Below are 20,393 nucleotides of genomic sequence, written 5' to 3'. Positions count from 1 at the left end.
CTCCTATGCCACGATACGAAGTCACGATCGAAAAGGACGCCTGCGACGGTATCTTCGCCTGTCTGACCCGCGACCCGCGGTTCATCGAGGGCGAGGACGGCCTCGCGACGGTCGATCCCGACGCGGACCCGGTCTACGACTGTGCGGGCGACGTTACCGACACGGCCGACCGCGTCGTCGCGACGTTCGACGACGACCGAATCGACGAAGCCAAACAGGCCGCAGCGGCCTGTCCGACTGATGCCATCGTCGTCGAGGCTGTCGATGCAGCTGAGCCGTCCGGGCCGCCCGAATCGCCCGAGGAGGTGGCCGAATGAGCGATGCAGCGGCCGAATCGGACGCCGCGTTCGATTCCGAGTTCGAACTCGAGATATCGCCGCCGGCGGACCCGCTCGCGGGACACCCCGCCACGGCGTACTTCTGGGGGCACGTCGCCGGCAGCGGCGAGGTCGCTGCCGACGGAATCGAGGTCGCCACCTCCGACGAGACGTCCGCACAGGTGCTCGCGGCCGTCGCGGGCGGCGATCTCGATCGCGAGACCACGACACGTGAGTACGCCCACGACGCGTCGATCACCCGGACCGAGGACGAGTTCACGCTCTCGATACCCGCCGACGAGGGAACCGTCCTCGGACGGGACAGCGTTCGTAGTCTTCCCGTCGATGGCCGGGGCAACTATCGCCTCGGCGCGTTCACGGACGCCGACCGAGAACTCCTCCGCGGGTTGCTCGAGGGCTGTGGCACGATCTGTTTCAAGTCCTCGAGCGGGACCGTCGGCATCTCGTTCGTCCACGCGGACCGCGATCTGCTCGCGCTCGTCCGGGAACTGATCGCCGACTGTCCGGTCGAGGCCCCCGTCGGCGAACTCGGCGACACGTCCTCGGGCGGCTACTGGTTCGGGGTCGACGACGCCGCTGCGTCCGCCTTCGGCACCTGGCTCTACGAGGACTGCGAGGAAACCGGCCTGTTCGCGCCGAATCGGCGTCGAAAGCTCGAACGGAGCCTCGAACAGGCCACCGCGATCGACGACTAGGACCGCCACTACTGCTACCGCCACTGTCCGGTATCGAACCACCCGACGCAACGACACCAGCTACGATGAGCACACCCGACGAATCCCACATCGGCACGCCCCCATCCGTCGACGACGAGGCCATCCTCCTGATCGGCCACGGCTCCCGCCGCGAGAAATCGAACGACCAGGTGCGAGACCTGGCCGCCGCCCTCGAATCGCGCCTCGATATCCCCGTTGATGCCGCGTTCCTCGAACTCGCCACACCGGCTATCGACGAGGCGCTGGCCGAACTCGCCACGGTCACCGCGCGAGTGACGGTCGTCCACTGCTCGCTGTTCGCTGCGAGCCACGTCAAAAACGACGTGCCACTCGCGCTCGAGCAATCTCGCGCCGAACTCGACATCCGGATCGACAACGGCGCACACCTCGGCATTCACCCGGCGATCATCGACCTTCTCGACGACCGGGCTGCGGCCGTCGAAGCTGAACTCGGCGTTGACCGGACGGAAGACGATGTCGCTGTCGTTCTCTGCGGTCGCGGCTCGAGCGATCCGGACGCCAACGGCGACGTGCACAAACTCGCACGATTGCTGTACGAGGGCCGCGAGTTCACCCGCGTCGAGGCGACGTTCGTCGGCGTGACGGAGCCGACGCTTGAGGAGACCCTACACGGCGTGGCAAAGCACCGGCCCGACGCGGTCGTCGCGTTGCCGTACATGCTCGGCGACGGTGTCCTTACCCAGCGCGTTCGGGACCGGACGGCCGACTTCGACGCAGACTATCCCTACGTCGACGCGCTGGCCGGCGATCCCCTCGGAACGGACTCGCGGTTGCTCGACGTGTTCGCCGACCGATGGCAGGAAGCCCGGACGGGGAGCGTCGAGATGTCCTGTGATACCTGCAAGTACAAGGTCGATCTCGAGGGCTACGAGGAGGACGTCGGCGGGGCGCGGGCCATGCTCCGCGCGCTGGCCCACCAGGAGGCACACGCCGACCGGGAGTCGGTCGCGGACGAGCCCCACACCCACGACGCGCCGGGGAAGCACGTCGCGGTCTGTACGAACCGGACCTGCGCCGAGATGGGGTCACCGACGGTCCTCGAACGGCTTCGCCAGACGGCTCGCGACTCAGACCACTGCGACGCGCGCATCACCCGCACGTCCTGTCTGGGTCGGTGCGGCGACGGCCCGATGGTCGCGGTCTATCCGGACGGCATCTGGTACGGCGACGTCGACGCGGCCGACGCCGACCGCATCGTTTCGTCCCACCTCGAACGGGACCGCATCGTGAGCGATCTCGTGGATCAGACGCTCTGAACGCGATGATACCATCCCAATACCATACTTATCTATGAGCTGTTACGAAATCGAAGCACTGAAACTCGGATTGATGAACGTCCTCGGCAGCGAGGATCGAAGCGCCCGCGAACACGCGCAGGCGGATCTCGAAGGCCATCTTGAGGGCCCGATCAAGGCGCTCGCGGAGGCGGAATCCCTCTCGGCGATCGAGCGCCACCTTGACGCGGCCCTGGTCGATCTCGAGGAAGAAATCGCCGCGATGGACCCTGATGACCCCGAATACGACTACACCCGCGGCCGACTGCTCGCGGTCCGAGACGCCGAACGCGCCGTCCACCGGCTGACCGCGCAGGGACAGAGTATCGTCGACGGGATCGGCGACGCTCACGACCTCCTTCACGAGACGTTCCCGGAGGACTAACGGTGGCAGAGCGTACCCACGGCTCCCGGCGCGTCCCCCTGGGTGAGATCGACAGCTCCCGGAGCCGACACATGTGGACCCGGTCGAGCGTCCACCTGACCGCCGACCTCGTCATCGCGGGTCAGTGGGACGGCCGGCTCACCGCCTTCGACCGCGATCGCGATTCCCTCGATCCCCGGTGGGGCGTTACGCACCCGGGCCACCCGGTCACGCTAGGCTCGCTCGAGGATGAACTCGTCGTCGGCAGCCGCGGCGAGGACGGGACGATCGCAGCCTACGATCTCGCCACCGGCGAACGCCGATGGGCCTACGAGACTGCAACTGACATCGGTCCCCCGGCAAAGGACGGCATCTTCGCACTGCCCTACGTCGTGGCTCTCGAAACGGACCCCGATCGAGGCGCGGTCTACGCGGCGGCCCGCCGCTACGAACGCGACGGGGCGGACCGACGGTGGCACAGTACCGTCTTCGCCTTCGACGCCGACGGTCGCGTTCGCTGGCGTTACGAAACCGACGCCTCACCGATCGCGATCGACGTAAACGAGGCGGGCGACCGCCTCGCGGTCGGCTACAATCGGTGTATGGGCTCCCACGATGTCGGTCTCGTCGTCCTCGATACCGATTCCGGCGAGACGCGATGGGACTGGGACCCCGGAACCGACGGCGACCGCCGCGTCGGTGACGTGTCCTTCGACGGACCGCATCTCGCGGTGGCGAGCCACGGCGACAAGCGCGGCTACCTGCTCGGCCCGGGCGGCGAGGAGCGCTGGCGACTCGATCTCGCGGTCGAAACTGAACTCGGCGACGAGACGCTGTACGCCTATCCGAACCACGCCTCCGCGCTCGACGGCCGCGTCGCGTTCGCCACCGGGAATACGTACGCCAAACAGAGCCGCGACACCGACTCGCTCCACCCGAACGAACACCAGCTTACCGTCGTCGACGCCGCGGGCGATCCGCTCTGGACCGCCTCCCTCGACGGCTTCGCACACGAACTCACTACTGCGGGTGACACCCTCGTCGTCCCCTGCGCACAGCACTTCCGAACGCGCGATTCGGCGGCCCACGGCGTTCGCCGGTTCGACGCGGAGAACGGCCCGCTCGAGGACGTTCCCACCGACGGCATCGCGACGGCGGTCGCGGCAGACGAGCGCACGATTGTCGCCATCGAGGAACCCGTCGCGTATCACGACGAAACCCAGGTTCGCGGCGAGTACGCGCTCCATACCTTCCCGATCGATCGGTAATCACTCTCACTGCTTTCACCGCGAACGGAACGCGCGATCGGGAAGCCCGCCGACCGGAACTCGGCGTCACTCCGAACCGATTTCGATCGGTTCGTACGGCGTATCGATAGGCGAATCAGCCGCTAGATAGCCGCTGGCATCGGCGGGGTCGATCACCCACGACCAGATGGTCGAACGCGGATCACCGTCATCGCTGACGGGCCAACACATACCGGTGTCCGGGTCGCCCATCGCCGTTTGGAGGTCGGCGGGTGAAACGGGTCTCTCTTGGTCGGCGAACCACGCCTCAACTGTCTGCCTGCGCGCGCAGTCGTCGGGCGTCCGATCCGTCGATTGGTACGCTTCGCGCATCGACTCGGTGTGGAACTCCCGCGTTACGGAGACGTGATCGCCGCTCGGACGGGTCGCCGCCACTCGGTCCGGACTGGCCTCTACGAGTGCGATATCCCCGGCCGCGTCGGCGGCGAGGAAATTGACGGTCGTCGCATGCGGTATTGACTCGAGGAAACTGATAGCTTCCTCAGTGCTTCGGCACGAGTCGAGCACCGCACGAATGGCGAGTTGCCACGGTATCCCCGGTTCGAACTCGTGCGGCGGTACTTCCGCGAAGCCGATCGCCAGTCCGGCCTCGTTCACGCCGTCACAGCGGCCGACGTACACACAGGAACACCCGATACTAGCGAGCCCGTCTGCGGGCGCTGTCCGGTATAGCGTCGCGAAGTCTTGGAAGGACGGAAAGAAATCGTGATTCCGGCCGAAAAGCGGCGTCCCGGTGGCGGTACGCTCGCCCGAAACGGCGACGAGCGAACACCCGGCCTCGGCGTCTAACGCCAGCGGAACGGTCGCGACGAGTTCAGCGTCGATACCGGTTGCGTCGGCGATTCCGCGAAGTTCGTCGAGGAGGGACGGGGCATGTTCTTCGACGTGGCTCGCACAGTCGCGTGCGAGCGCACGCCGTTCTTCGGGCGGATCGAGCGGTTCCGTTGCTGCGTCCGCGAGCGACCGGCCATCGTCCGTGAGCTGGGCCGCGTACTGTCGACCCATCGCTTCGTACGGTCCGGATAAGCGGTGGTGATGCATGTCGGATTTGTTCCTTCTCGACACTGGCAGGTAGCACCGTCTCTCACGTTTGCGGCCTTTTATAAACTGCACGCCGGCGTCGACGTCCCACGGCTAGTTGCGCTCGTCTGTCGTTGCCCACCTCGAGAACGGCACGTCTCGACGACTGCACCCTCGCTAGCGCGTTCGAAACCGAACGGTGATGCCATCCGGATCGGCGACCGCGATACCGACCTCGTCGTCGAGTTCAGTAACCGAGTGGTCGGTCTCGACGAGTCGACGCCTGACCGAGTCGACTGCAGCTTGGTCCGGAAGGCTGAACTCGAACCATGCTAACCCGCGGTGACGGGTGGTTGCCGGCTGCGTTCGCTCGTTCCACGTGTTGACTCCGAGGTGGTGGTGATAGTCGCCCGCAGCGAGAAACAGTGCGGATTCCAGTTCGGTTTGGACGCGGAGGCCGAGCGTCTCGCCGTAAAACGTCCGGGCGGCTGCCAGCGACGAAACCTCCAGGTGGACGTGTCCGATCGACGTTTCCGGCGGCACGCTCGACGCACCGTTCGACGCGGCGGCAACCGCGTCGAGTTCGAGCGGTACTGTCCCGATGACTATCGTCCCGTCGTCGTTGCGCGGCCACTCGGTCCGCGGTTTGTCCCAGTAGATTTCGACCCCGTTGCCCTCGGGGTCGCGACAATAGAGCGCCTCGCTCACGTAGTGATCCGACGCGCCGGTCAGCGTCCATCGATCTCGAAGCCGATCGAGCGCCGCGCCGAGCGCCTCGCGCGTCGGAACCCTGAACGCAGTGTGAAAGAGCCCAGCCTCGTCCCGCTGTCGAGGCGGTGCGCTCTCAGTTTGCTCTACCACGAGCAACGGCGTGTCGTCGGCTCCGAGGGTCGCCGTCGTCTCCGACCGCGTGTGGACCGCGAGCCCGACCACGTCACGATAGAACTCGACCATCGCCTCGAGGTCGGCTACGTTCAGTGCGGCGCGGCCGATTCGCGCGGTCTCCGGAACGGGTGGGTCGTCCGTCATTGTGTCTGCTGGGGCTTCCATGATCTTCACGGTTGCCTGCGAAGCCGATTCGTCGGTGATCGTCTCGCTGCGATGAGCGTTCCTTGCCGACGATTCGATCAAGCGCGTCGGTATTCGTCTACGCCCCTGGGATCGCTCCCGACTCCCGGAGCCGTTCGATTTCGGTCGCACCGAGCCCAGCCTCGCGAAGGAGGGACGCAGTGTCAGCGCCATGGTCGGCGACGGCCGTTGCCGGTTCGTCGTGGTCGATATCGCTTCCGCGCGCCGGAAAGCCGACAAACGGCGGCCCGTCCGACGACCGATGAACGTAGCCGCGAGCCTCAATCTGGGGATGGTCGACCGTTTCGGCCGGCGTGTAGACACCGCCGACGGCCGCGTCGATTCCGTCGAAGAACTCGAGCCACTCGTCCCGCGTTCGCTCGGCGAACAGGGCTTCGAGTTCTTCGCGGAGCGCCTGGAGCTCGGCCGGGTCGCTCGTCGCGTGGAGTTCGATCCACTCCTCGCGGTCGACGGCGTCACAGAAGTCCGTCCAGAAGTGCGGTTCTAACGCGGCGAGCGTCACGTAGCCTTCCTTGGCTGCGTAGATGTCGTACCAGGGGTATCGACCGGTAAGCGGCGTTTCGCCCGGTCGCGGGTTTGCGCCGCCGAGCGCCCGTGGCGCGACTGCCTGAGAGAAGGAGACAGCAGCGTCGGTCAGGGAGATGTCGATGTATTCACCGTCGGTGGCCCCGAGTTCGCGGGAGAGGACGGCGCTGACGATGGCGAGTGCGCCGAACAGCCCGCCGCCGATATCCGCGATCTGATAGCCGGGTATCCGCGGGGCTTCGGTATCGGATTCGCGAGTCATATCCAGCAACCCGGCGAGACCGACGTAATTCAGGTCGTGTCCGACGCGATCGCTGTACGGGCCGTTCTGTCCGTACCCCGACAGCGAGCAGTAGACGATTTCGGGGTTGAACTCGCGGACCGTCTCGTAGCCGATCCCCAGTCGGTCGACGACGCCCGGTCGAAACTGTTCGACGACGACGTCGGCGGTCGTTGCGAGTTCGAGGAAGGCGTCGCGACCGCCGTCGCGTTTCAGATCCAGCGCGACGCGTCGTTTGCCGCGGTTGATCGTTTCGAGTTCCGGTCCCGCTTCGTCGTCGTCCCCGGGCCGTTCGATCCGAATGACCTCTGCACCCATGTCTGCAAGCAGTTGCGTTCCGTACGGTCCGGGGAGCAATCGACTCAAATCGAGCACGCGGAGTCCGTCGAGGTGCATGTCGAGATCAATACCACGAACGCGTATAACTGGTATCCACGGACCGTTCAAATACGGGTTCGTGTAATCGTACCCGCGATCGCTTACCGATAGTATCAGAGGTACAATAGCGTCGACAACCAGCTCGAACGCCACAGAAATACGCTTCTCGGCTTCACCCCTCACAATGATATATGTGTGACTGGTTAGGCTAACTAGTTAGTCTACCCAGTTGTTCTCCGAGAGAACTCGTGTTCGTTCCTGGGACTTCCGGTCGATCCGCACCGAGAAACCGGCCGAACGGATCACTCGATCGCTTCGACCGGTTCGCCAACCCGAAGCGTCTTCCCTCGATCGGACTCGGGAACCCGAGCGATGATCATCAGCGTGTAGTAGTGGTCGAACGCGTCCTCGTCGGCCCACTCCGGAAACCGTTCTCGGCGGTTTCGGACGAACTGCGTCCGAAATTCCGGGATCGGTTCGCCGGTATCGGGATCGCGCTGGGGAACGACGCACCGGCCACACGGCGTGACGCCCTCGAAGCGGATGTCGCCGATTTCCAGTGCCGGGGCGTCGTCGCCGACGAACCGGTCCTCCCAGAACGCCGGAACGCCCGAAACCTCCACGTTCGCCCGAACACGGCGTCGCGCTCCCTCGACCGTCATCTCGTCGAACCAGGAGGCGACCGTCCGAAGCGTGGCCGTGCTGATCAGCGATGGTCCCATCTCGCGGCGGTCGACGAACCCCAGCGACTCATCTCGCTCCAAGGTGAGTTCCGCACCGAAGTAGTCGCCGAACCACTCCTCGACCCGCTCGCGCTCGGTTTCGAGATCGAACCGTCGTTCGTCGCCGTCGGACGTTTCGACGATTACGTCCCTCGACGCCGGTTCGAACTCGGTCGCGAGTTCGTGGACGCGGTCGGTCCGTTTGCCGTTGATCACGTCCCCGTCGGTGTCGACCAAGGCGAACTCGCGGTCGTACTGGAGCGTTCCGCCGTCGAGAACGGATGCCGAGTCGAGATCGATCCCGTCGAGTCCTTTCACCGGAAACACGGTGAGCCGCTCGAGCGTTGCCATTGATTGCTATCTCCCGTCGAACCCAATATTCGTTTCTGTGGCGGGCGTGTTGCGGCGAGCGTCGATGCAAGAGCACGTCGTTTCCGCTGAAATCAATCCCCCGGTTCGGTCGGCGACCTCGGCTGCATCGTCCTCGTCGCCCGCGAGTTCAAGCTGCGGTATCGCCGACGGATCGGCGGCTCCGAGTCCGCCGACTGGTGCTGCTGACGCCTCACTGATTTTTCGCGTGAGAAATCGACGCGGCGCGCTAGTTGGGGAGCCCCATCGCGCTGATCTGTTCTTGGTATCGGTTCCGAATGGTAACCTCGGTTACCTGGGCAACGTCGGCGACCTCTTTCTGCGTCTTCTTCTCGTTACAAAGCAGCGCGCTCGCGTAGATCGCGGCCGCGGCGTATCCCGTCGGGGATTTTCCGGATAGCATCCCTTGCTCGGCCGTCGTATCGATGATTTCGTTGGCTTTTGCCTGCACCTCTTCTGGAAGGTCGAGTTCGGAACAGAACCGCGGCACGTATTTTTTCGGGTTCACGGGCTCCATCTCGAGACCGAGTTCTTGCGAGATGTACCGATATGTGCGGCCGATTTCCATGCGATTAACGCGCGACACTGCAGCGACTTCGTCCAGCGATCGCGGTATCCCTTCCATCCGACAGGCTGCGTACAACGTGCTCGTGGCAACGCCCTCGATCGAGCGGCCGCGGATCAGATCCTCGTCGAGTGCGCGCCGGTAGAGAACGCTCGCGACCTCTCGAACGGAACGCGGGACGCCCAGTGCGGAGGCCATCCGGTCGGTCTCGGAGAGGGCGAACTGCAGGTTTCGTTCGCCGGCGTCCTTCGTCCGGATCCGCTCTTGCCATTTCCGCAGCCGGTTCATCTGCGATCGCTTGTCCGAGGACAGCGAGCGACCGTAGGCGTCTTTGTTTTTCCAGTCGATCGTGGTCGTCAACCCCTTATCGTGCATCGTCTGGGTCGTCGGGGCACCAACGCGGGATTTACTGTCTCGTTCCGCCGCGTTGAACGCTCGCCATTCCGGCCCGCGGTCGATCACCTCCTCCTCGATAACCAATCCGCAGGCCTCGCAACTGATTTCGCTCTCGTCCGGACTCCGCGTGAGTGAACTCGACTCGCATTCGGGACAGGTCTGAGTTCCCTCTCGCTCAGTAGTCTCTTGTTTCGATTGCGTGTCCTGATCTTTCTGCCGAGTTAGGCGTTTCACTACGCGTACAAAATCCCTCACGAGAGTTAAACACTTGGTGCGATCTGCGGACGGAATGTCATCGCCGCCGATCCACCTCGAAATCAGCGGCGATCAGGGGATCACCGTCTCAGCATGAGGTCTCGGCGCGAACGTCTCCGGAACGCCGGCACTACGCGGGTTTCGATCCACCGCCGTTCGCTCTCGAGTACGAAGGCGGTCGCGCCGCGATAACGAATACACCTCGGTCAGTCTCTCGACTCGAATCCCCAGGCTTCCAGTCGCTCGACCACGTCCTCGACGTTGTACATCGCAGCCTCGTACGCTGCCTCTCGAACGTCGGTCTTCGAGACGTCCGTCCCGAGTTCGTCGCTCACCGCGTCGACGAACTCGTCTTCCGCGTCGACCACGTAGTCCCGGAGGTAGAATTGGACCATCTCCCGGTCCTGCTTGACGTTATCACGAACGTACACCCAGGGTACGCCCCCATCGGCGGCCCCCGCCTGCGGCGGCTCGTCGACGATCGTGTTTCGGGATCGAGATTCCGTTTGCGCATCGGTTTCCGTCTCCGACGAGTTCCGCTCCGATTCAACGGCGGTTTCTCTCTCGGACGACTGTTGGCCCGCCGCCGTTGCCGTCGACTCGTCCGTGGACGCCGTTTCGTCGAACGTCGTCTCGAGTTCGGCGCTTTCTGTCTCTGTATCTTCGTCTTCGTCCGACCGTGCGTTCGAACTCGTTTCAGCGTCGCGTTCTTCGGGTTCGTCGCGGTGGGTCTCTTCGGTTTCGCTGTCCGTTTCGCCCTCGTTCCCGCCTTCGTTCTCGTTTGTATCGGGTTCCGGTTCGGACTCTGGTTCGGGCTCGGCAAACGGATCGCTACCGGACCCCTTTTTCATAGTCCGCCCACCTCCTCGATTCGTCCTGCCAACTGGTCGATCTTCTCGAGCGTTTCCATCTCGTGATCCCGCGTGCGAGATCGGTGCGTCTCGACGTAGTGAGCCGGCGTGCATTGCTGGTCCCAACAGCCTTCGAAGAGCGACGATCGTTCCCGGAGTGCAACGGGTGCGGGATAGCCGCGCTCTCGAACTTCCTCCAGATACCGTTCCTGGTCGGTCGTTCGCCCCACGCCGTTCGGAACTGCGGAGAGGACGCCGATCTCGGCTTCGAGTCGTTCCTCAAGCCCGTCGACGAGTTCTTCGAGCCCGATGACGCTTTGCATTCCCTTCCCGGTCGGCTCGACTGGGATAACCAGACTTCGGGTCGCGGAGACGGCGTTGTAGAGGTGCGGGCCGGCGGTCGCCGGCGGGTCGATGACGATCACGTCGTATTCCTGTGGAATCCCGGCGTCCATGAGCACCTGGCGAAGCCGGTCGTACGGATCGAACTCGTCGCCTTCGCCGAGATCGTCGGCCATCCGCTGTGCGCGATTGAGCAAGTCCTCGAGGTTTTCGAGCATGTTGTGACTCGGCAGGAGATCGAACCCGTGTTCCGTTTCGAACACGAGGTCCTCTACCGATCCCTTCGGTCGGTCGATCAGGTGTCGAACGATGTTATCGGCCTGGCTGTCGTCCCGGGGTGCATCGATGTCGAGGAGGTAGGTGAGCGAGCCGTTTTGCTGGTCCATGTCGATCGCGAGCACGTCGAGCCCGTGGGCTGCGTGGGCTTCGAGTAGGGCCGCACCCACTGTCGTCTTGCCGACGCCGCCGGCCTCCGAGTAGGTCGTATAGGTGAGCATACGAACCAGTTAGTCTCCCCGAATATAATTCTCCGGTATATGGTTTAGTTAGGCCATTCAGTTAGCATAATCAGTTGGCCTAACTGGATATGGGCTAGGAACTGTGCTGCAGCGCGGCTAGCGGACGAGACGGCTCGTCTCGGGCGACGTACGGTGGTGTTGACTTCGTTAGGCTGATGGGTTAGGCTATCCAGTTGGCTTACTCGGTGGTCCCACCTGAACAATCTATCTTGCCATCTCTGCCAGTATGGCGTACCGGGTGTCTTTGTGAACGCGCCCGCTACTTGAGAACTGTCTGGCTAGGGCTACCGGATTGGCTAGTGAACTATCCCTCTGAACTGCCCCATCGAGTTAGCCCTATTGGTTAGTCTTATCGATTAGGCTACTTCGGTAGCTCTCTCGAAAAACCATCTCGGCTGAAATAGCGGGTGCCCCTTGCCAGTTCGATTCGTTGGTTATCTTTCCGGACAACGGACGTTCCTCGTGGCCGACCGGAGGAGGATAGCGGTGTGGCTGACTGGCCGATCTTCCCGGTTGGTGCGATCGGTGTTCCTTGTCGGTTAGGCTTCTTGAGTAGTCTATTCAGTAGCCCTTATCGGTTCGCTGTGCACAGACGGTTGTAAAACCGAATAGCCACTCCGGAGAACGCTAATCGGTAGCGTTCTTGCCGGTTGCGGTTTCGAATAGAATCGTTCGACGGCCGCTTGGATCGTGTCAGTCGAGTTCGTTCTTTTGCATCGTCTCGCCGCGTCTGTTGACGACTTCGTGTATCGGGCCTTCTAGAGGAACTGGTTAGTTAGCCTATCCGGTTGGCCTAACCAAGAATCTCGTCTAGTTAAGCTATTTGTACTCGTGATGTGCTGGCGACTATGACCGACGACCTGGATCCCTGGAACGAGTTCGGCTAGCCGCTTACTACCGGAGCGAAGCCGCACGCTGTGCAACCGCAGTCCATCTGTGACCTGTTCTCTGGCGAGCGGTACATAGTAGAAATATATACACTTAACTACTGGAAATAGTCGTCACTTGTCATGGGAGAAAATCCCACGGAGCGACGATCCACGATCGGACGTCGCAACTTCATGGCGGTAACTGGAACGGCGGTCGGCACGGCCCTCGCCGGGATCGGCACCCGGCCTGCTGTCGGGGCATCGGCCGCCGAACCGGGTATCGAGGCGCTGTCGTTTTACTCCGCAGCGAGTCAGATCGCACCGGATGGCGAGAGCGAACTCGGGGACGACGAGACCGTCGTCGTCTGGGCGGAACCGACCGCGTACAACTTCGAGACGACGGATGACGGCCCGGAGACGGTCGTCTACGAGGCCAACGATATTCCGCTCGTCTCGGAAGACGACTCCGTCGTCGGGCTCGGCACAGTTGAGTTCGTCAGCGACGATCAGGGCGGTTTCGACGTTGGAAACGAGGAGTTCATGCTCAATCTCTTCGACGCCAAAATCGGCGGGGAGGGGACGGTCCTGTGGGACGAGGGCCACGATCAGTTTCACGAACTGGCCCTCGAGTACTACCACTCCTTCGAGCAGTACGCCGCAAACGCGGGCTACGAGTTGCGGTCGACGACCGATATCCTGGGCGGCGCGCAACTGCTGTTTCCCTCGACGGCGAGTCAGGTCGCCGCGGGCGGCGGTCCGCTCACCGATCCCGCTCACGTGCTCGTCTGGGCGGAGTCGACTGCGGAGAACGTCGACGACGCGGGCGATTCGGCATCGTACCTCTACGGGGAGGACGAAGCGATTCCGCTCGTCTCCCGAGATGAGTCCGTCGTCGGATTCGGGACGCCGGAGCTGCTCCAGGACGGTGATCTCACAGAGTCCAACGAGCAGTTCGTGCGCAACTTGCTGTCCGAGACGATCGGCGAGAGCGGCACGATCCTGTGGGACGACGCCCACGACAGCTACTACGATTCCTCGACGTTCGGCGAGTTCGCGGCCGCCGTCGAGGACGACGGCTACGACTTCGAGGCGACCGAGGACTTGCTCGGAAGCGACGGCGGGGTCGGAATCGACGAACTCGAGTTCTTCTCGACGGCGAGCCTGCTCGATGCGGACGGTGACCCGCTCACTGACGACTCGCTCGTCGCCGTCTGGGCCGAGTCGACGGCTGAGAACGTCGACGAGAACGACGACGGATACGTCAGCTACGTCGGCGTCGATGCGGACATTCCGCTGGTTGCGGTCGACGGAGCCGTCGTCGGAATCGGCGCGCCGTTTGCGACCGACGAGAGCGACGTCGACGCCACCCGCGAGTTCCTCGTGACCGCCTGGGAGGATCGACTCGACGGGCCGGGGACCGTCTACTACGACGAGAGTCACGGGCAGGCGCTGGCGCTCGACGACTACGCCGAACTCGAGGCGCTCGCGTCGAACCGCGGCTTCGACGTGGGAGCGACCGACGACCTCGCGGCCGACCTCGACGATGCGGATCTCGTGATGATNTGCGTCGAACCGCGGCTTCGACGTGGGAGCGACCGACGACCTCGCGGCCGACCTCGACGATGCGGATCTCGTGATGATCACGACGCCCGGGGAGGCGTTTTCGGCGGCCGAACGCGACGCGCTCGAGGCGTTCGTCGCCGACGGCGGTGCCGTATTCATCCACGACGAGGCCGATTACGACGGTCACGCGACCGAACCCTTGAACGACCTCGCGGCGGCGCTCGACCTCGACTTTCGGTTCAATTCGGACCAGGTCGTCGACGAGGAACACAGCGACTGGGCCCCGTTCGTACTCCGGACGACGAACGTCAACGGTGCGTTCGAGTTCTTCGACGGATCGTCGGACGGCGCGACCATCGATGCCGCCGATGCGGTCGTCGTTCCCTCGCCCGGCGAGGAATACTCCGAACCTGAACTCGACGCGCTCTCGGCTCACGTCGCCGGCGGCGGCGCGGTGTTCCTTCTGGACGAATCGGAGTTCACCAACGAGGAGACGGCGACGCTCAACGCCATCGCCGCGGAACTCGACGTCGCCTTCCGGTTCAACGCTGACCAGGTCGAAGACGAGACGCACAACGACGGTGCCGCGTTCGTTCCCACGACCGCGAACTTCAACGACGGGTTCGACGTGTTCGACGGCGTGGGCGCACCCGGTCTCGACGAGGCGGACGGACTGGTCGTCTCCTCGCCGTCGACCGCGTTTTCCCAGTCCGAACTCGACGAACTCGGGGCGTTCGTCGCCGACGGCGGCGCGCTCTTCTTGTTCGACGAGTCCGACTTCGGCGGCCAGGGCAATTCCGAGACCGGCTTCGACGAAACGGCAAACCTGAACGCCATCGCGGACGCGCTCGAACTCGACTTCCGGTTCAACTCGGACCAGGTGAACGACGGCGACGGCGAGTTCGACATCACGACGACGAACGTAAACACCGCGTTCGACTACTTCGCGGACCGCGACGAGTCGATCGGCATCGAGTTCGATCCGGACGAGGAGTACTACGGCCGCGTCGTGCGCGTGTTCGACGGCGACACCGTCGAGGTGGAGTTCGACAGCGAGTACGAGTATCGGGACGTGGTCCGCCACCTCGGGTTCGATACGGCCGAGACGGGAGACGTTTCCAACGAAATCCACGAGTGGTTCGGCGTCGAAGACATAGCGCACCTCAACGAGTGGGGTGAGAACGCGACCGCGTTCGCCCTCGACGTTATGACGCCCGACGGCACTGACACGGGCGACACCGACGTCGAGGGACGGCGGATCAAGCTCACCTTCGACGACGTCGAGCCGATCCGGGGCAACTACGGACGGCTGCTCGGGTACATGCACTACGATCCGGACGATTTCGACGCCGATCCCGGGACCGGGGAGTACTCGGTCGAGTACAATCGGCAGATGGTCGCGGAGGGATACGCCCGCGTCTACTCGTCCGGATTCGGCCGCCACGACGAGTTCGCGGCCGTCGAGGAGACCGCGCTCGCCGACGGGCGCGGCGTCTGGTCGGCGGCTGACTTCGACGCGGTCCCCGAGCACCGCAACGATCCCGTCGAGGAGGTGTACGTCCCGCGAGCGTCCAGCATCACGACCGACTCCGGGCCGCTCGCGGCCGACCGCGTTCCCGTCGCAGCCGGTCCGGATGCCGATCAGGAACCGCTCTCCGGCGGCAGCTTCGACGCGTACGACGACGCGCCCCTGATCGGGGTCGATCACGACAATCGCGTCGCGATGGTCGGCGGGCTGCTGTTCAACGAGGCCTACGAGGAACTGGAGGGGTTCCCGGTCGACACCGGCGGCTACGGCAACTTCCCGCTCGTAACGAACCTCGCGCGATACCTCTCGCACAACGACGGCGACTTCCTCGTCGAGGGCGGACACGCCCAGTTCGACGTGTCGGGCTCGCTCTCGCTGGAGCGGATGCAGTACTTCCTCCGCTTCGTCGAAGGCATCGGCGGCCGGCTCCGGCAGTTCAACGACGTCGCGACCACACTTCCCGAGGCGGACGAGCCGACCGCCGCGTTCCTCACCGCACCGGGGCGGGCCTACACCGGGACTGAACTCGACGCACTCCGCGAGTACCGCGACGACGGCGGTGCGGTGATCCTCGTCGGTTCGACGGCGGCGAGCGCCGACCACCGTGAAAACCTCGACGCCGTCGCCGCCGGCCTCGGCTCCGACCTCCGACTCAACGACGACCGCATCGTCGACGCCGCGGACAATCTCGCCGGCGAGGCGACACTGCCGGTGACGAGCACGTTCGATCGCTCGTATCCGCTGTTCTCGCCGGTCGGTGACGACGCGCTCGGCCATCTCGATCCCCAACAGCGAACGTATCTCGAACACCTCGCCAATGACGAGGGAATCATCATTCGCCCCGCAGTCGACGGAGCTATCGAGGACTGGTCCGCCGGTCGTATCGACCGCGAAACGCTCGACGCCGCCGTACAGGCGTGGGAGCAGGAACGTCGGGTGATCGCACCATGAGCGCGCAACGTCGCTGGACGTTCGCAACCCTCCTCGTCCTAATCGCCGGCACGGTCGCCGTCGCACCCGTCGTTCCGGCAGTTCTCGCTACCGGCGCGAGTTCACCGACGCCCGACGCCGCGGAACCGACACCCGTCGGGTCGACTGCCGATGCGGGACCTGTTCTCGCCGCAACGGTCCTCGCCGACGATGGCGGTAGCGCACTCGCGGAGACGACCGTCGTCGCCGAACTCGACGGCCCGACCGACGCGGTTGAACTCGTGACGACCGACGCCGCGGGCGCCGCTTCGATACCCGTTCCCGAACCGGGGACGTATACCGTCACCGTGACGGCGAAAAACGGCGCGACGGCGACCGAACGCGTGGATGTTGCGGAACGCGGGAGCGGGGCCGAAGCAACGTTCGAAGTCGAGTCGGCGGCGACGGGCGCAATCGATGCGCTCGTCACGGACGACGCCGGCGAACTACTTCCGGACGGAACGTGGGTGACCGTAACCGGCGACGACGCGTTCGGACCTGACCGAACTGGACTGGTCAGTGCCGACGGCTCGGTCTCGATCGACGGCGTGGAACCGGGAACCTACGATCTCCGCGCGCTCACCGGTAACGGCACCGAAACCGAGACGACGACGGTAACCGTGACGGCCAACGAAACGGTCGCTACCGAGTTCACGACGAACTCGTCCGGTTCCGATATTCCTGCGGACCGCGGCGAGGATGTCACCGAGTTGCGCTTCCAGAGCGAGGCCGTCGACGATGACGTTGTCGTCTACGGCGACGTCGAGGGCGATGTCGTGCTCGCCGGTAATACGCAGATCGGCGGCGACGTGCTCATCGCGGGCGATGTCGGCGGAGACGTGGTCGTTCGCGGCGCAGCCACTGTCGAGCGGATTCTCGTCGGCGGCGACGTTCGCGGTGACATCGCGCTCCGGGGCAGCGGGACCGTCACTGATGCCGTGGCCGTCGACTCCGCCGAGACGCTCACGGTTCGAGGTAACGCGGCCGTTGACGGCAGCGTCGAGGCGGCCGACATCGGCGACGTAACGGTTGCCGGCTCCGGCTCGATCGGTGAACTCGCCGTCGAGAACACCGCGTCTCGGATCGAACTGACCGGCGGCTCGACCGTCGGCACCGTGACGGTCGGCGCTGAACTCGAAACGTTCGAGGCCCGCGGCGGGGCGACCGTTGACGGACCGGTGTCATTCGCGACCGCAGCGACGGTTCGACTCGCCGGCGGCGCGACCGTCGGCGGCGATCTCGTCGGTGACGCCGTTACCCAAACGTTCGCCGTCCCGGACCGCCTGGTCGAGGGCGACATTTCGATCGGCGACCTGCCTTCCGGCGCGTGAGTCGGAGCTGAGGCCGAAACCGGAGCCGATTCGAGCGCCGGTGCCGGCTCGCAGTCGCTACTGACTCCGGTTTGAGCGCGCCTCGCGGCCGACTCGTTTCCGTTTCCGTTTCGTTTTGGTGTGGTGCACCCGCGATTCAGTCCGCCAATCCGATCCGAAACCCTACATGAGATAGAACAACGGAAAGAGGATCACCCAGACGATATCGACGAAGTGCCAGTAGATGCCGAAGTACTCTACCGGGCGGTAGTCCTCGAGATAGGCACCGAGCGTCACGATACGGTAGATCATGAACCCCGCGATGAGGAGACCGAGGATCACGTGGAACGCGTGGAGGCCGGTCGTCACGAAGTAAATCGAGTACTGGAGTTCGGAGAACCAATAGATCCCGTGGGCGAACTCTTGTCCCCACTCGTACCCCTTGATACTGAGGAACGTAAGCCCGAGCAATACCGTCGCTCCTAAGGATACCAATAGTCCGCGTTCGTTTTTTCGCCCGGCCATCTCCAGTGCGAGGACGACAGTAAAACTCGAGGTGAGCAGGACGTAGGTGTTGATCAACCCGATAGTCGCAGAGGGCGGGACCGTTTCGAACTCGTTCCAGCCGGCGTGCAGCCGCATAAAGATATACGCCCCGATGACAGCGCCGAAGACGAGAACGTCCGATGCGATGAAAAACCAGACGCCGAGCTTCGTCGTTCCGATTCCTTCGAACGGCCATCGTTCGGCAATGGCCATCTCGGGCGCGTTGAACCGCTCGCGTCCGTATTCGAAGAGCGTGTATCCCACTATCCCGATACCGACGAGTACGAGCACTGGATGGATGAAGTCCGGTGACCCGGTTTCAGAAATCTCCACCCCGCGTGCGGTGGCGAAATCGGCGACCCAGGGTGTTATCCCCGATAACCCGAGGAATGTAACGAACATCCCCGCTCCGATTCCGAACGGCCAAATGCTTCCGTGATCGGTATGCTCCGACTCGAGCGAGCCGGCCTGTTCGATTTCGCCGCCGTTTGCTGTCCGGCCGCCGTCAGCTGTCGTCGGTGTATCGTCGACGAACTCGAGGGACCCACTGCTGTAACTGGGTCGGTTCGGCCAATTTTCGAGTGGTGGCGGTGAGGTCGTTGCCCATTCTGCAGTCCGCGAGAACGTCCACGGATTGCCGGGTGCATCCGGACCGGTGAGGAGACTTTTACCGAGCGTGTAGAAGATGATAAGATAGGACGCACCGAGGATCAATGCCCCCACGGTCGCCACTCGGTGATAGACCGTAAACGCTGTATTAAATTCGAAGACGCGCCGCGGCGTCTCCCACGCGAGAAACATCGGGAAGTAGAGTACGTTAAAGCCGATAAAGTAGACTACGAAGCTAAGCTTTCCTAGCGTTTCGTCGTACATCTTTCCGGTGATCTTCGGCCACCAGTAGAAGATTCCGCCGATCAGCGCGGTAATTCCGGCAACCATCACGTAGTGAAAGTGAGCAACAACCCAGTAGGTCCCCCTGAACTCGTAGTCGAGTACGACCGCACCGAGGAAGACCCCCGTGATCCCTCCGAGGATGAACAAGACCAGCGCACCGAGATTAAACAGGAACGGCGTCGTAAACCGAACTCGTCCCTTGATCATCGTATAAATGAGTGAGAAGACGATCAAGTCGAACGGGAGTGAGATCCCAATACTCGTCGCCATATACAGCGTCTTGATTTCGAGGTTGATTGTCGTCAGAAACATGTGGTGCATCCAGACCAGGAAGGACTGGACGGCCACCAGGACCATCGCGATGATGATCCATTTCCGTCCGACGAGCCGACGCCCGGTGAACGTCTGAAACGTTTCGAGCATGATGCCCAATGCAGGGAAGAAGACGATATACACCTCCGGATGGCCGAAAAACCAGAATAGATGTGCCCATAATAGGCTCGATCCCTGGTTCGTCGCGAAGTATTGGGTGAGGAAAATACGGTCGCTAATCAAGAGCAAGAGTGCAGCAAGCAGTGATGCAAAGGCGAACAGCATCATCCACACGGTCAGTAGCGTCGCCCATGTGAACAAGGGCATATTCCACAACCCCATTCCTTCGGCGCGGCACCGATGAATGGTCGTCAGAAAGTTCACTGATCCTAGCGTGACCGACATAACGAACAGCGTCAGCGCGAGGACCGCTGCGGTCCCACCCGCAGTCATCTCCTGGGCCGGATTGTAAATCGGTACATTGAGCGGTGCGTACATATACCAGCCGCTGGACCACGTTGCATCCTGAAAGAACGAGAGAATGAGCAGTAGTGCCGAAAACGCATAAAACCAGTAACTCAGCGCGTTCAACCGTGGAAACGCGAGGTCCTGAGTGCCGATCTGCAAGGGGACGATGTAGTTTGCGAACGCGACGCCAAGGGGGGAGATGACCCAGAAGATCATCGCGAGCCCGTGGACGGACACCGCCTGATTGAACTGGGTTGGATCAAGCAGACCGATCCCGCCCGATTCCCACATCTGGATGCGGAATAGTATCGCGAGTACGCCGCCGACGACGATCAAGAATAAGGACGTTATAAGGTAGAGAATCCCGATATCTTTGTGGTTGGTCGTGACCAGCCATCGCTTGATGGTCGTCCGCGGCGGGAGTTCACTCACCGGCACCCCCTCGCTCGTCTCTCATACCGTGTTCCCCCCAGCGATTCGCTTTCGCCCAAGCACGAGCACGGGTCATCACCAACATACCCGCGATAGAGAGCCATATAACACCCCGTTGGGCTCTCAGGGGTGTCATGTCGGTGCTTCGAAACTGCCCAGAAGCGGATTCTGA

At 63.4% G+C, this 20,393-nt stretch carries 15 protein-coding genes; 7 read left to right on the top strand and 8 right to left on the bottom strand.

Going from position 1 to position 20,393, the window contains the following annotated elements; all coding sequences use genetic code 11:
- Nucleotides 1–5 precede the first annotated feature (5 nt).
- The 5 genes from C481_RS01145 (at nt 6) to C481_RS01125 (ending at nt 3,981) form a co-directional block, all read left to right on the top strand.
- Nucleotides 6–317: a ferredoxin gene (locus C481_RS01145; RefSeq protein ID WP_006106911.1), complete on the top strand. Its 312-nt coding sequence runs from the start codon at nt 6–8 to the stop codon at nt 315–317.
- Nucleotides 314–1,033, top strand: coding sequence for a hypothetical protein (locus tag C481_RS01140; RefSeq protein ID WP_006106909.1), 720 nt, complete (start codon nt 314–316; stop codon nt 1,031–1,033). Before C481_RS01145 ends, C481_RS01140 begins: the two co-directional genes overlap by 4 nt.
- Before the next feature lie 65 nt (nt 1,034–1,098).
- A complete protein-coding gene (locus C481_RS01135) occupies nt 1,099–2,331 on the top strand; it encodes a CbiX/SirB N-terminal domain-containing protein (RefSeq protein WP_006106907.1) in 1,233 nt (410 codons plus the stop codon).
- 34 nt (nt 2,332–2,365) lie between these two features.
- Nucleotides 2,366–2,734, top strand: coding sequence for a DUF3209 family protein (locus C481_RS01130; protein WP_006106906.1), 369 nt, complete (start codon nt 2,366–2,368; stop codon nt 2,732–2,734).
- Nucleotides 2,735–2,805: 71 nt separating this feature from the next.
- Nucleotides 2,806–3,981 carry an outer membrane protein assembly factor BamB family protein gene (locus C481_RS01125; protein ID WP_006106904.1) on the top strand — a complete coding sequence of 392 codons (1,176 nt, stop codon included), beginning with the start codon at nt 2,806–2,808 and terminating at the stop codon, nt 3,979–3,981.
- Nucleotides 3,982–4,047: 66 nt separating this feature from the next.
- On the opposite strand, the gene C481_RS01120 is transcribed toward C481_RS01125, so the two are convergent.
- The 7 genes from C481_RS01120 to C481_RS01090 all read right to left on the bottom strand — a co-directional run bounded on the left by C481_RS01120 (nt 4,048) and on the right by C481_RS01090 (nt 11,309).
- Nucleotides 4,048–5,061, bottom strand: a complete 1,014-nt coding sequence (locus C481_RS01120; RefSeq protein ID WP_275040045.1) for a C45 family autoproteolytic acyltransferase/hydolase — start codon at nt 5,059–5,061, stop codon at nt 4,048–4,050.
- Nucleotides 5,062–5,217: 156 nt separating this feature from the next.
- Nucleotides 5,218–6,069: a VOC family protein gene (locus C481_RS01115; protein ID WP_049904320.1), complete on the bottom strand. Its 852-nt coding sequence runs from the start codon at nt 6,067–6,069 to the stop codon at nt 5,218–5,220.
- A 118-nt stretch (nt 6,070–6,187) separates the two neighbouring features.
- Nucleotides 6,188–7,330 (bottom strand): CaiB/BaiF CoA transferase family protein, encoded by a 1,143-nt coding sequence (locus C481_RS01110; RefSeq protein WP_006106900.1) that lies wholly within the window; start codon nt 7,328–7,330, stop codon nt 6,188–6,190.
- Between the two features lie 284 nt (nt 7,331–7,614).
- Nucleotides 7,615–8,385, bottom strand: a complete 771-nt coding sequence (locus C481_RS01105) for an MOSC domain-containing protein (protein ID WP_006106899.1) — start codon at nt 8,383–8,385, stop codon at nt 7,615–7,617.
- 247 nt (nt 8,386–8,632) lie between these two features.
- Complete coding sequence (locus C481_RS01100; RefSeq protein ID WP_049904287.1) at nt 8,633–9,598, bottom strand: transcription initiation factor IIB; 966 nt, start codon at nt 9,596–9,598, stop codon at nt 8,633–8,635.
- A gap of 227 nt (nt 9,599–9,825) precedes the next feature.
- Nucleotides 9,826–10,470, bottom strand: coding sequence for a hypothetical protein (locus tag C481_RS01095; RefSeq protein ID WP_006106897.1), 645 nt, complete (start codon nt 10,468–10,470; stop codon nt 9,826–9,828).
- Nucleotides 10,467–11,309 (bottom strand): ParA family protein, encoded by an 843-nt coding sequence (locus C481_RS01090; RefSeq protein WP_006106896.1) that lies wholly within the window; start codon nt 11,307–11,309, stop codon nt 10,467–10,469. The genes C481_RS01095 and C481_RS01090 overlap by 4 nt, the downstream gene beginning before the upstream one ends.
- A 2,475-nt stretch (nt 11,310–13,784) precedes the next feature.
- Between C481_RS01090 and C481_RS23040 the strand changes: the two genes are divergently transcribed.
- Together C481_RS23040 and C481_RS01080 are read left to right on the top strand one after the other, a co-directional pair.
- Nucleotides 13,785–16,241 (top strand): thermonuclease family protein, encoded by a 2,457-nt coding sequence (locus tag C481_RS23040; RefSeq protein ID WP_394295593.1) that lies wholly within the window; start codon nt 13,785–13,787, stop codon nt 16,239–16,241.
- Entirely contained in the window at nt 16,238–17,590 is a 1,353-nt protein-coding gene (locus tag C481_RS01080; protein WP_006106894.1) for an autotransporter outer membrane beta-barrel domain-containing protein, read from the top strand. The genes C481_RS23040 and C481_RS01080 overlap by 4 nt, the downstream gene beginning before the upstream one ends.
- A 162-nt stretch (nt 17,591–17,752) precedes the next feature.
- Here the strand turns inward: C481_RS01080 and C481_RS01075 are convergent, their stop codons facing one another.
- On the bottom strand, nt 17,753–20,221 hold the full coding sequence (locus C481_RS01075) for a cbb3-type cytochrome c oxidase subunit I (RefSeq protein ID WP_006106893.1): 2,469 nt from the start codon (nt 20,219–20,221) through the stop codon (nt 17,753–17,755).
- Nucleotides 20,222–20,393 lie beyond the last annotated feature (172 nt).

It is taken from the genome of Natrialba asiatica DSM 12278, assembly GCF_000337555.1.
Taxonomy (GTDB): domain Archaea; phylum Halobacteriota; class Halobacteria; order Halobacteriales; family Natrialbaceae; genus Natrialba; species Natrialba asiatica.
The sequence above is the reverse complement of the archived record's forward strand: the minus strand, read 5'-3'. Positions and strand labels throughout refer to the sequence as shown.

Bases quoted from the DNA above. Each gene is read 5' to 3' on its own strand.
- C481_RS01145 (WP_006106911.1), top strand. From the start codon at position 6: ATGCCACGATACGAAGTCACGATCGAAAAGGACGCCTGCGACGGTATC.
- C481_RS01140 (WP_006106909.1), top strand. From the start codon at position 314: ATGAGCGATGCAGCGGCCGAATCGGACGCCGCGTTCGATTCCGAGTTC.
- C481_RS01135 (WP_006106907.1), top strand. From the start codon at position 1,099: ATGAGCACACCCGACGAATCCCACATCGGCACGCCCCCATCCGTCGAC.
- C481_RS01130 (WP_006106906.1), top strand. From the start codon at position 2,366: ATGAGCTGTTACGAAATCGAAGCACTGAAACTCGGATTGATGAACGTC.
- C481_RS01125 (WP_006106904.1), top strand. From the start codon at position 2,806: ATGTGGACCCGGTCGAGCGTCCACCTGACCGCCGACCTCGTCATCGCG.
- C481_RS01120 (WP_275040045.1), bottom strand. From the start codon at position 5,061: ATGCATCACCACCGCTTATCCGGACCGTACGAAGCGATGGGTCGACAG.
- C481_RS01115 (WP_049904320.1), bottom strand. From the start codon at position 6,069: ATGACGGACGACCCACCCGTTCCGGAGACCGCGCGAATCGGCCGCGCC.
- C481_RS01110 (WP_006106900.1), bottom strand. From the start codon at position 7,330: ATGCACCTCGACGGACTCCGCGTGCTCGATTTGAGTCGATTGCTCCCC.
- C481_RS01105 (WP_006106899.1), bottom strand. From the start codon at position 8,385: ATGGCAACGCTCGAGCGGCTCACCGTGTTTCCGGTGAAAGGACTCGAC.
- C481_RS01095 (WP_006106897.1), bottom strand. From the start codon at position 10,470: ATGAAAAAGGGGTCCGGTAGCGATCCGTTTGCCGAGCCCGAACCAGAG.
- C481_RS01090 (WP_006106896.1), bottom strand. From the start codon at position 11,309: ATGCTCACCTATACGACCTACTCGGAGGCCGGCGGCGTCGGCAAGACG.
- C481_RS01080 (WP_006106894.1), top strand. From the start codon at position 16,238: ATGAGCGCGCAACGTCGCTGGACGTTCGCAACCCTCCTCGTCCTAATC.